Source organism: Escherichia sp. MOD1-EC5189 (genome assembly GCF_002966045.1).
Lineage (GTDB): Bacteria > Pseudomonadota > Gammaproteobacteria > Enterobacterales > Enterobacteriaceae > Escherichia > Escherichia coli_F.
The window spans coordinates 18,418-30,654 of record NZ_PTRX01000007.1 but is presented as its reverse complement, the minus strand read 5'-3'; the positions used below and the strand labels follow the sequence as shown (position 1 = coordinate 30,654).

At 49.4% G+C, this 12,237-nt stretch carries 9 protein-coding genes; all 9 read right to left on the bottom strand.

Going from position 1 to position 12,237, the window contains the following annotated elements:
* Positions 1-2 precede the first annotated feature (2 nt).
* Positions 3-1,145 (bottom strand): LegC family aminotransferase, encoded by a 1,143-nt coding sequence (locus tag ATB02_RS07810; RefSeq protein ID WP_033865604.1) that lies wholly within the window; start codon positions 1,143-1,145, stop codon positions 3-5.
* A gap of 14 nt (positions 1,146-1,159) precedes the next feature.
* Entirely contained in the window at positions 1,160-2,350 is a 1,191-nt protein-coding gene (locus ATB02_RS07805; protein ID WP_105271365.1) for a UDP-N-acetylglucosamine 4,6-dehydratase, read from the bottom strand.
* A 433-nt stretch (positions 2,351-2,783) separates the two neighbouring features.
* Positions 2,784-3,677 carry a UTP--glucose-1-phosphate uridylyltransferase GalF gene (gene galF / locus ATB02_RS07795; protein ID WP_000183060.1) on the bottom strand — a complete coding sequence of 298 codons (894 nt, stop codon included), beginning with the start codon at positions 3,675-3,677 and terminating at the stop codon, positions 2,784-2,786.
* Positions 3,678-3,919: 242 nt separating this feature from the next.
* Positions 3,920-4,915, bottom strand: a complete 996-nt coding sequence (locus ATB02_RS07790; protein ID WP_000999466.1) for an N-acetyl-alpha-D-glucosaminyl-diphospho-ditrans,octacis-undecaprenol 4-epimerase — start codon at positions 4,913-4,915, stop codon at positions 3,920-3,922.
* 157 nt (positions 4,916-5,072) lie between these two features.
* Positions 5,073-6,467 carry a colanic acid biosynthesis protein WcaM gene (gene wcaM, locus ATB02_RS07785; protein ID WP_105271363.1) on the bottom strand — a complete coding sequence of 465 codons (1,395 nt, stop codon included), beginning with the start codon at positions 6,465-6,467 and terminating at the stop codon, positions 5,073-5,075.
* Between the two features lie 10 nt (positions 6,468-6,477).
* On the bottom strand, positions 6,478-7,698 hold the full coding sequence (wcaL, locus tag ATB02_RS07780) for a colanic acid biosynthesis glycosyltransferase WcaL (RefSeq protein ID WP_000862632.1): 1,221 nt from the start codon (positions 7,696-7,698) through the stop codon (positions 6,478-6,480).
* Entirely contained in the window at positions 7,695-8,975 is a 1,281-nt protein-coding gene (wcaK, locus tag ATB02_RS07775; RefSeq protein ID WP_105271362.1) for a colanic acid biosynthesis pyruvyl transferase WcaK, read from the bottom strand. The genes wcaL and wcaK overlap by 4 nt, the downstream gene beginning before the upstream one ends.
* A 359-nt stretch (positions 8,976-9,334) precedes the next feature.
* The gene (gene wzxC / locus ATB02_RS07770) at positions 9,335-10,813 is read right to left on the bottom strand and encodes a colanic acid undecaprenyl disphosphate flippase WzxC (protein WP_105271361.1); all 1,479 of its coding nucleotides are present in this window, start codon (positions 10,811-10,813) and stop codon (positions 9,335-9,337) included.
* Between the two features lies 1 nt (position 10,814).
* Positions 10,815-12,209: an undecaprenyl-phosphate glucose phosphotransferase gene (gene wcaJ, locus ATB02_RS07765; protein ID WP_105271360.1), complete on the bottom strand. Its 1,395-nt coding sequence runs from the start codon at positions 12,207-12,209 to the stop codon at positions 10,815-10,817.
* Positions 12,210-12,237: the final 28 nt, after the last annotated feature.

The following is a 12,237-nucleotide window of genomic DNA, read 5'->3' as shown; positions in this document are numbered from 1 at the left end:
ACTTATTCCACAGGAGAGCTAGGCAAGTTGACCAAGCGAGCCTCAATTTGCTCAGAGTTTTTAAGATCATCCCGCATTGCGTGCTCAAACATTGGTAAGCGGTGCATCAGTTTCCATATCGGGCGTGTCATCACTTTTGCTTCATTCATTTGTGCCAAAATAGCGTCACGTGAATCCAAGTTTTCACAGATTACGGCATTAAGCCAGTAATTAGACTGAGCATATTGAGGTTCTTTAACGAATTTAAACTCAGACCCTTCGAAGAATGTTTGATAACGCTGGGCAAGCGTGCGTTTTTGCTTTAAAAACATATCCAATCGTTCCATTTGTCCGCATCCCAGAGCAGCATTCAGGTTGGGCATACGGTAGTTAAAACCAGGCTCATCGTGGTAAAACTCATATGGATGTGGAACCTTGGCGGTTGTGGTGACATGCTTCGCTCGCACACCTTCCTCAGACGCGCGACAAAAAACCATGCCACCACCACCAGTAGTGATAATCTTATTTCCATTAAAACTCAGAGCCCCATACTCACCAAGCGTACCAGTATGCAGCCCCTTATAAAAGGAACCCAAGCTTTCTGCCGCATCTTCTACCAGAACAATTCGCCACTTCTTGCAGACCGCAATAAGTTCATCCATTTCAACAGGATGACCAAAAGTGTGCATTGGCACCACAGCGCGAACAATCTGATGTGTCGTACGATGCTGGCACCCATGCTCAGTCAGCTCGGTATTTTCAGAAAGCCAGCTATCCAGCGCAACAGGGCAAAGACCGAGACTGACAGGCGAAACATCTATAAATACAGGTTCAGCCCCCAAATGATAAAGTGCATTACAGGTTGCAACAAAAGTCAGCGCTTGGGTAACCACTAAGTCGCCGCGCTTCACCCCAGCTAGATACAGCGCAGCACTTAATGCCGCAGTACCATTTACTGTCGCAACAGCTCTCGCCGTTCCAGTATAAGCCTCCATCTTGCGCTCAAAGTCATCGACATATTTGCCTACGCTTGAAACGAACGTGCTTTCAAGTGTATCTAATACATATTTTTTTTCATTGCCATCAAAAACTGGCGCATGCAAAGGAATAAACTCATTCGTTTTGTATACGTCTCGGACAAATTCGATAATTGAATTGATATTCATACGAGGAGGCCTACTTACATTTTACTGTCAAGATATTTACCTGTTTCTTTATGCCCAAAATCTGGAATCATTTCAAAAAACAGTTTTACGATGTCTTTTTTACTCCACTCCAGCGACGCCCTCATGTACTCAATTTTTTCTTTAAAATGGTCTAAAAGCACGGGATCGTAAAGTGGATCATTCTTGATAATGCCGAGATTAATAAAGCGCTTCATATCAAGCACCTCTTTGTCGGTAAAAAATTCCTCGAAATCTTTTTCACCAGTGGTGTCGCTGGATGTGAAAAGGCATGGCCACTTTCCCTGCGCTGGCAAAGTTTTCGCCAACACACGAGCCTCATCTTCCGTCTCACAGAGATGAGGTTCGTAGCCACGCTGTTTCAAATACAAAACAGCGATATCGGCAAAGGAGATAAGATGCAGCGCCTCATTTAACTTTGGGAAAAAAATGTCACGATTCTCGCCGAAGATACAGGACATCAAACACAACTCACCAGATTCCTGTGGAGTCACAAAATAGCGCTTGATATCGTGAGGAGCCACAATTGGCTGTTGTTTCTGCAGTCGCTGATTAAAACCATGAAGCAGTGAGCCATCTGAAAATGCTACATTTGCAAAACGAGCAGTAGAAATAGCGATCTCTTCGCTCTTGCGCATCAGGAACATTTCCATAATACGCTTGGAAGCCCCCATCATATTCACAGGGTTTGCGGCTTTATCGGTAGAAACACAGAAAAATTTCTTAACACCGGCTGCAATAGATTGTTGAATAGTTTTCTCTGTATTAAGGATGTTTACTTCAATCATACGCATTAAAGTAAACGGATCTTTTTCACTGCGAACATGCTTAAGCGCTGACAAATTCAGGACATAATCGTATTTTCCATCAGCTTTGATAAATGCGTCATACTCAACCGAACCAATATCCAGAGCAAAGGTTTGGAAATCCCCATCAATATAACCGAAAGAGCTACGTATATCTCGTACCAGCTCAACCATATTATTTTCACTAATATCGACAACATGGAGCTTTTGAGGATTACGTTTAAATATCTCTTTTGTAACAGCCTGCCCGATAGAGCCTGCAGCGCCCAGAACCAAAAAACGGGATGTAGCGACAATTCTTTGTAATTCTTCTTCATTTTCAGATACATCATCACCGAATAATGCTTTATTGCGTCCAATAAGTTGGAGAATATTACCCATTTTACGATCCCGTTGATTAAATATTATTGCGACGACATGCTTGAGTCAGAAGCTGCTCTGGTTCAAGCATATCTACAGAACGAGCAGCTATACATACCTATAGCCCCCACAATCGCTGCCTTAACTCAGATTTGCACACGCTACCGCCCCTGGCTTTATAGCTACCAGAGCACTGCGTACATGCCTACGATGTGACGAGCGTTACACACTCGCGCTAAACATGAAAAATTCAAACACTAATTGTCTTACCAATCAGCTATGGAAACAAGGAAAATCCTGGAAAACTTTGACTAAAATCCTATTGCTAACTCGTTGTTATTCTGATTGTTTATATAAAATAACGGCAGGAATATTCGCAACAAATTACTTTCGCCACGAATCTTCACCGCCGTTATAATTTTCTTATCAACCGTTACATTCGGTCAGATTTCCATTATTCGCTCAACAGCTTCTCAATCCCTTTGCGGAACTTCGCCCCTTCTTTCAGATTGCGTAGTCCATACTTCACAAACGCCTGCATATAGCCCATTTTTTTACCGCAGTCGTAGCTGTCACCAGTCATCAGCATTGCATCAACAGATTGTTTTTTCGCCAGTTCAGCGATGGCATCTGTCAGCTGAATACGCCCCCATGCACCAGGCTGCGTGCGTTCCAGTTCCGGCCAAATATCGGCAGAAAGCACATAGCGACCAACGGCCATGATGTCTGAGTCCAGCGTCTGCGGCTGATCCGGCTTTTCTATGAATTCAACAATGCGGCTGACTTTACCTTCACGATCCAGTGGTTCTTTGGTCTGAATGACGGAGTATTCAGAGAGGTCACCCGGCATACGTTTTGCCAGCACCTGGCTGCGGCCCGTTTCGTTGAAACGTGCAATCATGGCTGCAAGGTTGTAGCGCAGCGGGTCGGCGCTGGCGTCGTCGATCACGACGTCTGGCAACACCACAACAAACGGATTGTCGCCAATGGCAGGGCGTGCACATAAAATGGAGTGGCCTAAACCTAAAGGTTCACCCTGACGCACGTTCATAATGGTCACGCCCGGCGGGCAAATGGACTGTACTTCCGCCAACAGTTGACGCTTCACACGTTGTTCGAGAAGAGATTCTAATTCATAAGAGGTGTCGAAGTGGTTTTCGACCGCGTTCTTGGACGCGTGAGTTACCAGGAGGATTTCTTTGATCCCTGCAGCCACAATCTCGTCAACAATGTACTGAATCATTGGCTTGTCGACGATCGGTAGCATCTCTTTGGGTATCGCCTTAGTGGCAGGCAACATATGCATCCCAAGACCCGCTACCGGTATAACTGCTTTTAAATTCGTCATTATTTTCCTACCTCTAAGTGGCTGATAGTGCGTAAATTATTGCCATAGGTTAGCCAAACGTTATGGCTATATACCAAAGCTTTGTTCCGCATAACTTTGATTAAACCTTACGATAACACTACACACCATCAGCATCTGGGTTACTCGGATTACTCGGAAATCCACATACTGATAATTTAATCAGTACCTCTTTCCGAATAATCGTAGTCCAACCTGGTCCTTTTTTCTCTGACTCGTCTGCATTACTCAGAAACAAACGTTATGTCGTCTTTTTTGGCATGGACGAATTCATACTGCAGAGTTCGATCCAGACCTTGCGACAGCGTATACGGTGCCACAAAACCTGAAGAATGCACTTTCGTTGCGTCAAACTGTGTTGTTGCACAGAATTTTTTCACGCGCACAGAGCTGACAGCGTATTTTTTGCCCGTAATTTTGCTCAGGATATCAAAGCAATATCCACCCAGCATTCCTAGTGGGTAAGGCAAGTGCATAGAAGGGATCTTTTTGTTCAGGCTTTGTTCAACTTCAGCAACCAACTGGTTCATGTTCAGGTCTGGCTTATCAACGTAGTTATAAACCTCGTAACCTGCGGCAACATTCTTCAGTTTGTACTTGATAAACTCAACAATGTTTCCAACATAAGCCATGGACTTATAGTTAGTCCCTGCGCCCACCATCATAAACTTGCCGCCAGCGATCTGTTTCAGCAAGTTATAGACGTTACCGCGGTTGCGTTCACCGAAGATAACGGTAGGACGGATGATGGTTAATGAACGTTCTGTTGGTGCTTTGTTATACCATTCACGCAGCACTTCCTCTGCCTGCCACTTACTTTTGCCGTAGTGGTTGAAAGGGTCGTGTGGATGGTTTTCGTCAGGGTTGTGTTTGTTCAAACCATAAACAGCAACGGAACTGGTAAAGATGATATTTTTAACGCCATTTTTTTCCATGGCCGCCAGCACATTGCGGGTACCCTGAACGTTAACGTCATAATAGAGAGAAGTAGGGCTGACGTCATCGCGGTGTTCCGCTGCCAGTAGTACAACAGTGTCAAAACCGGCTAACGCCTGGTCTAGTGCCTGTTGATCACGAACATCGCCAATCTGTGTGATTTCTGGATAAAAGTGGCTCTGCTGTTTGTCCAGGTTCTTGATATTAAAGTCAGCAATTGCCGTTTCAAGTAGTCGGGTTCCTACGAATCCGGAAGCTCCTATGAGCAAAACGTTATCGTTCATAAATCACTTTAGTCTGGTTGTTACGTAAGAAACACAAGATAAAGATGAGTACCTTCCCTGAGTAGTCAATGCTGCCCAGCCCCAGCTTTAACAGTTAGTGTGAGGATTATAATCTTTTAGAACATTATATCCAGTAAGTTTATGAATGGTCGCAAATCTACTCCCTCCGTTCCGGCAATCTAAAGTTAATCTTTTCCACATTAACAATATGGTGATTAACCCTGTCGATATCGACGGAGTTTTGCCCTTTTTCATTCACCGCATGAACATTTGCAAGAGACAGCAGTGTTTCTTTTTTCGCCATAAAGACGCCACGAACGTCTTTGCGCATGTCGAAGTTCATGCTCAATGCGGGTCCAACAGAGGATTCCTGCATCACCTTGATATTGCGCATAAAAAGGTGTTGCGGCTTGTTGTGCAGCTCCAATGACGCACGCTTCATCGCAATGTTAGTCAGTGCCACAAAGGAAACGGCATTCCCGGCGGAGATTTGGATGCCGCGCAATTTATAAGCAAGATGAGTATTATCCAGTTGAATATTATTCACTCGGAAATTTTGCGGTATTGAGAGATATTTGCCTTTAATTACCCCATAACCGATTAACATCCCGGCGCTATTAATCATTTCAATATTATCAATCACGAAATTGTCACAACCGTAAATAGCAACTGTCGCGTTATCAATGCCTGCTTTCTTACTGAAATCCGGCGTGATATTGCGGGCTTTGATATTACGAATAACAAAATGTTTACCATTTTCAACATGGATCAACTGCCGACAATCCGATCCCGTGATATTAGCCACGACAAAGTTTTTCACTGCCTGGTCTTCCGGGTAGTTGTTATCGTAAGTACTCCCCGCAAGGCCTATACCGATGCCCCAGTTGATTTTGCCGTTGGTACAGTTGATGCGCTCGATGAGATGGTCGGAGATCAAAATATCACGGTCGTTAATCGCCACATTCCATTCAATGGCGTCGCCCTGGAGGTCGCTGAACTTACAGTTGGTGATGTTGGCACCGATAATCTGGTTATGAAATCCCTGGCGTAAGATAGCGTAGTTAGCGTGGCTAACGGTGAGGTTATCGATGATCAGGTTGCGCATGACCCGTTTGTTTTTGCCGCCAATATAAATCTGCGTTACCGGGCCAAAGCCGCTCATCGCCAGCCCTTTAATGGTGCAGTCAGAGCCGCGCACATCCAGGGTGATGTTATGCATACTGCCGCCCTTCTCCCCTGTCACCTGGCTGCCGTCCTGTAAGACAAATCGCCCTCTGCCGTTGCCGCGCAGGCTTCCAAGGATGTGTAACGTTTTACCTGCAGGAATGAAGATGCCGGTGTTGATATTGTCGCAAACCAATCCACCAGGCACGACGACCGTTTGCCCTTCGCTGAAGGCTTGTTTAAATGAGGCGATCCAGTCGTGTGGGTTGTAGTCGTTAATATTAACGCGTTGTCGGGCGGGAAGCGCGCGAGCGAAAGGGGTATGGAGGAAGGCAAGCACCGAGCTTGCCGTCAGGAAGGCGCGTCGGGAGAGTTTTTTAAATGGCATGCGTTCTCCTCTATAAAGCCTGCAACAAGCTGGCGAGTTCTCGGTTAATCACCTGCTGGTTAAAATCGTGTTCGACTTTTTCGCGCGCACGTTTGACAACCGTAGTAAGTTCGTCGGTATCCAGTTGGCTAAACGCCACCAGTCGCTGCGCCAGTGCGCGAGCATCGTTCTCAGGCACCAGCCAGCCGGATTTATCGGCCTCCACCAGTTCCGGAATTCCGCTATGCAGAGTAGAAACCACCGGAATGCCGACCGCCATTGCTTCCATTAGCGCCACCGGAATACCTTCCATATCACCGTCAGCACCCGTTACCGAAGGCAACAGGAAGACATCCGCGTCGTCGAGCATCGCCTTCACTTCGTGGCTCGGTTTAAAGCCCGGCATCTCTACAACATCTTCCAGTTGATATTGTTCTATGAGGGTGCGCAGGCGTCGTTCCCACGGGCCAATGCCGAGGATGCGATAACGAAATGCCACGCCCTGCTCTTTCAACTGACGGCAGGCTTCGATCGCCACGTGCAAGCCTTTTTTCTCGGTTAAGCGTGCGACGGAAATGATTTCCAGCGGTGTTGCGGGCGCTTTCACCGGACGCGGGCTAAAGCGCGTCATGTCTACACCCATGCGCGATACGGCAATTTTTTCCCTCGGGCAGCCCATTTTTTGCAGCCTTCCTGCCCACAGATCGCTTATTGGTAGCATCAGATCGCCGCGGCGGAACAGTTGTTGATATTCGGGAGTGTAATGGTTGAGCACTTCCCGACTGGAGATATCAATACCGTGGAAGATAGTGGCGATTTTGCCGCGAATGACACCCAGTTCCCGTAGTTTTGCTGCGGTTACCCCCGCAGGGCCAAAATGTGCGATAAACACATCAGCATGAAACGGTGTTGCGACCTGGCCGCAAATGGCAGACAAAATCAGGTTCCGCGACTCAGCACCATAGCGTTTGAGGTTGAGCGCCTGCCAGGTATTTTTACGATGAATGCCGCGTAAGGTCTGGCTGGCGCGGTGGCGCAGTTTCGCCACTTTGCCTTGTGGTTCGTCCTGTAACCAGCGAGTTCTGGCGGCAAGGTTATATTTCGTCCATGCCGCGTGGGTGTTTTGCGTATCGCCTTTTTGCAGCGCGACAATCTCCACCTCAAAGCCCATATCAATAAACGCAGTGATTTGGTTGAGAACGAAGGTTTCCGACGACAGCGGAAATTTCAATAAGAAGAAGCCGACCTTCATTTCGCCTCCCCGATGCGCTCAAGCACAGACTGCACCATCCGCATTCCCGTCTGACGCTCACGACTGACGGCTTCGTTAAGTCGCGCGTTCAGCGCCGGAAGTTGGCCTAAGGTATCCGCAACCATCGCTTGCAGGCTGCCGTCCAGTAAATGGCGAATATCAATCGCCATCTCTGGCAGCCCCAGTTGTTGCATAATCCCGGCGGATTTATGTTCGTAGTTGATGGCAATTGCCGGAGTAGCAAAATTCATCGAGATAATGGCAGAGTGCAGGCGCGTACCGACGGTGAGTTCACAGGCACCGAGGATTTTGCCCATTTCCAGATCATTGAGCTCATCCATCACCACGTGATAACGGGCAGGATCGCTGATGTGCTGACGCAGGTTGAGCGCCACCATGCGGTCGTCTTTGTTATAACTGTCGATGCCCGTACAGGTGGAGAGCGCAATCACCTGATACCCTTCATCGAGAATGCGATTGACCACCCCGGCAAAGGCTTTTTCATACGCTTGTTGAGTGGTGCCTAGGCGTTTGTCGAACGGTGCCAGTTCGCGCAGGGTAATGGCCACCGTTTTCTGCTGTGCGGCTACGTCCAGCCAGTGTTGAACAGCATAGCTGGCGGTGAAGTCTTCGGTGTGGTGATCGACCAGCCACGCGGTATCGACGCCATGTTCAACTTTTGCGGTAGTGATATTGCTGCGTTTCATTAGATCCAGGCTGACCGATTCGCGCAGGATCAGCGCGTCGCAGTGCCCGAATACGTAGTTTGCCAGTTGGTTAAATTGCTCATCCTGGAACGGGCCGACGCTGTGACCAATCATAAACAGCGGCTTTTTCGCCATAAACGTGCAAAGCGCATGTTCAAACTGCGGCACGCCGTAGAGATCGACAAAAAACGATCCGCCGACCTGGATAATGGCATCGTAACCTGACAGCAGGCGCACAAAGTCAGTGAATCCCTGGGCAATGGCGATATTACGCAGCTTGCCGGTGTCGGTGACGCGTGAGAGCAATACCTGGTGCTGGTAGCGGCGACGGAGGACTTTTTTTACGCGCCCGACAACGCCCGCAGCGCTGTTGTGTTGTTTCATTTGCAGGAACAGCGGATCGCCCATTACCGGGCGGTTGAGCAGCCAGGAAGAACTGACCGGATAGCGGCTCATTACGTCCACTTCGGCGTGTGGATTGAGGATGTTGATGGCATCAAGTAAGCCGCGCAAGATGGCGCTGTCGCCGCGATTGCCGCAAGTGTGGTTGCCCAGAATCAGTAATTTCATTTTTTCCTCATAAATTTGATGCCAGGTGAGGCTGTGTTTGTTGTGTTCGTTGCCGCTTTTTGCCTGGCGCGTCTTATCAGGCCTACAAGGTCCGAGCACAGAACCGTAGGACGGATAAGGCGTTCACGCCGCATCCGGCATTCAGTGCCTGATGCGACGCTGGCGCGTCTTATCAGGCCTACAAGTCCCGAGCACAGAACCGTAGGCCGGATAAGGCGTTTATTCAGCATCCGGCATTCAGTGCCTGATGCGACGCTGACGCGTCTTATCAGACCTACAAGACCCGAGCACAGAGCCGTAGGCCGGATAAGGCGTTCACGCCGCATCCGGCAACTATTGCCGGAACCGAAAACAACCATTCACCCGGCCCGCAAAAGCATTTTCATTTTTTCGCTGCGACAAAACTGACGCTTCACTTCCACCACCAGCGGATGGCGCGACAACACGATCATCACCACAAACGCCAGCACGCCTGCGATAATTTGCACCGCCAGCAGCATCCCCAGCACCAGTTGCCCTTTCAGCACAATGCCCAGCGCATAACTAACCACCAGCGTCGGCAGCGAGAGATAAAACGGCAGCCATAAACTCAGGATGTACTGGCGATAACTGGAACCGAGCACCGGTTTAATCATCACGAAATAACTCAGAATGGTGTTGATAATCTGCACCAGCAGGAAACCAAGCGTGACGCCGATTGCACCCGCCATCTGCCCACCAATAACAATCGCCGGAATAAACAGAAAGGTTTTGAATACGTTGAATTTAAAGCTGATATCCACCCGCGCTTTCGCCATCAGCAGCGAGCCAATCGGGTTACCCACTGAGCGCAGTAGCCCCACAATACACAGCAACTGCAGCACCGGAATTATGCTGTTCCACTTCTCACCAAAGACCAGCGGTACAAAGTTATTCGACACCACCATCAGCCCCAGCAGCGCCGGAAAATTGATAATCCCCACCACCGACAGCAGCTTGTAGAAGTTAACGCGTAGCTTTTCGGTGTCGTCCTGAATTTTGGCGAATGCCGGAAATAACACGCGGGTGATGATGGGGTTCAGCTTCATCGGCGGCACAACGGCCACGTTGTAAGCCAGGTTGTAGCCCCCTGCCACGCCCGCGCCGAGAATACGCGCCAGCACCAGCGTTGAAAGGTTGGTGTTGAGATAGTTGATGATGCTGTCCGCCGTCAGCCATGCACCAAAGCGTAAGTTCGGTGCCACCGACGCCAGCGAGAAATGTAGACCGGGGCGATAAATTTTGCGGCCAAAGTAGCCAAACAGCAGCGTTCTCACCGCACTATTGACCAGATAACCGAGGATCGCGGTCATCGCCAGCGGCCAGAAATGGGCGCTAACCACCGTAAAAGTAAAGCCCGCCAGCACCGCGCTGGTTTCGATCATGCCGATTTTGTTGAACTCCAGCTCCTTTTGCATCAACGCGCGGAACTGTTGCCCGTGGGGGATCACCACAAACGCCAGCGACAATGTTTTAATCAACGGCGCCAGATCCGGGTTATTCAGCACGTCACCAATGGCATCACTCAACAAAAACACCGCCACGCACACCACGATCCCCAGCCCGACGTTCAACCAGTACAGCGTGGTGAGTTCAAGATGGCTGATTTCTTTTCGCTGAATAATCGAGTTAGCGATACCGAAGTCAGAAAGCGTGTCTGCCAGCGCGATAATCACCAGCGAAACGGTAAGCAAACCGAACTGGTGGTTGTCGATAATCCGCGCCAGCACGGTCATCTGCACTAGCCCGAGGCCGATGATGATCACCGTAGCAATCGCCGACCACTTCGCGCCGCTAATGGTTTTTTCACGTAAGCTCATATCAATATGCCGCTTTGTTAACGAAGCCTTTGAATACCGTCAGGAAAACGATTTTGATATCGAACCAGACGCTCCATTCGCGGATGTACTCTAGGTCGAACTCGACGCGTTTTTCCATTTTCTCCAGCGTGTCGGTTTCGCCGCGCCAGCCGTTAATCTGCGCCCAACCGGTAATGCCCGGTTTCACTTTGTGGCGCAGCATGTAGCCTTCAATGAGCTGGCGATATTGTTCGTTATGCGCCACCGCGTGCGGACGTGGGCCCACAATCGACATCCCCCCGGTCAGCACATTGATAAACTGCGGCAATTCATCCAGCGAGGTGCGGCGCAGAAAGTTTCCCACTTTGGTGACGCGCGGATCGTTCTGCGTCGCCTGGGTCACCACTTTGTCGTTCTCCATCACTTTCATGGAACGGAACTTCCACACTTTGATCGGCTTGCCATCCATGCCGTAGCGAGTCTGGCGGAAAATAACCGGCCCTGGTGAACTGAGTTTCACCGCCAGCGCAATACAGCACAGCACCGGGGAGATCAGCAGCAAGATCAGCGTTGCCAGCACAATGTCTTCCGCACGTTTTATCAGGCGGTTAACCCCGGAAAGCGGCGTGTCGTACAGCGGCACCACCGGAACGCCGTTCATCTCTTCGAGGCGTGAATGGAGAATGTTGAAGGTAAAGACGTCGGGGATCAGCAGCACCGAACAGGTGGTGTCCGCCAGTTGATGGACCAGTTTTTTCACTCGTGCGCCGTCGCACATTTGCATCGCGATATAGACGTTGTGAATTTTGCCCGCTTTTGCATCCTCGACCAGCTGTTGCAGATTGCCCGCCCAGTCGTTAGAAACGCCGCCCGGTTTTGGGTCGTGGTAAACGCCCACCACTTCAAACCCTAACCACGGCTGATTACGGAAGCTCTCCATCAGCATTTGCCCGGCAGCTAAATCCCCCGCTACGGCGATCATGCGCTTGTTATAGCCATGATTACGCAGCCAGCCCGCCCCAATGCGAATACACGAACGGCAAACCACCAGTCCGATGCTGGTCAGCCCATACCACGCCAGCCAGATTTTCAGTTGCGTGTCGAAATCATTGTTGAACGCCACCAGTCCGGCGCTAAAAATCACGCTTAAGGTCCAGTTTTGCAGCAGCAGGGCAAATTCTGTCGTTGCCCGAACACCGCGCCATGAGCGATAAAAATCGGTGATACCGCCCAGCATCTGGAACACCACCAGCGTAATCAGCGCCACCAACAGGTGCATGTAGAGGAATGACAGTCCGCTGACTTCGCAAACCAGCCATAGCCCGGCAAACATGATGGTGATATCTGAAAAGCGTTGCACCATAGAGATTAACGATGCATTGGTTTTCGCTCGCTCGCGCTTTTTTAGATTTGTCATCGTTGTTCCTGTTATTAGCCCCTTACCC

Bases quoted from the DNA above. Each gene is read 5' to 3' on its own strand.
- ATB02_RS07810 (WP_033865604.1), bottom strand. From the start codon at position 1,145: ATGAATATCAATTCAATTATCGAATTTGTCCGAGACGTATACAAAACG.
- ATB02_RS07805 (WP_105271365.1), bottom strand. From the start codon at position 2,350: ATGGGTAATATTCTCCAACTTATTGGACGCAATAAAGCATTATTCGGT.
- galF (WP_000183060.1), bottom strand. From the start codon at position 3,677: ATGACGAATTTAAAAGCAGTTATACCGGTAGCGGGTCTTGGGATGCAT.
- ATB02_RS07790 (WP_000999466.1), bottom strand. From the start codon at position 4,915: ATGAACGATAACGTTTTGCTCATAGGAGCTTCCGGATTCGTAGGAACC.
- wcaM (WP_105271363.1), bottom strand. From the start codon at position 6,467: ATGCCATTTAAAAAACTCTCCCGACGCGCCTTCCTGACGGCAAGCTCG.
- wcaL (WP_000862632.1), bottom strand. From the start codon at position 7,698: ATGAAGGTCGGCTTCTTCTTATTGAAATTTCCGCTGTCGTCGGAAACC.
- wcaK (WP_105271362.1), bottom strand. From the start codon at position 8,975: ATGAAATTACTGATTCTGGGCAACCACACTTGCGGCAATCGCGGCGAC.
- wzxC (WP_105271361.1), bottom strand. From the start codon at position 10,813: ATGAGCTTACGTGAAAAAACCATTAGCGGCGCGAAGTGGTCGGCGATT.
- wcaJ (WP_105271360.1), bottom strand. From the start codon at position 12,209: ATGACAAATCTAAAAAAGCGCGAGCGAGCGAAAACCAATGCATCGTTA.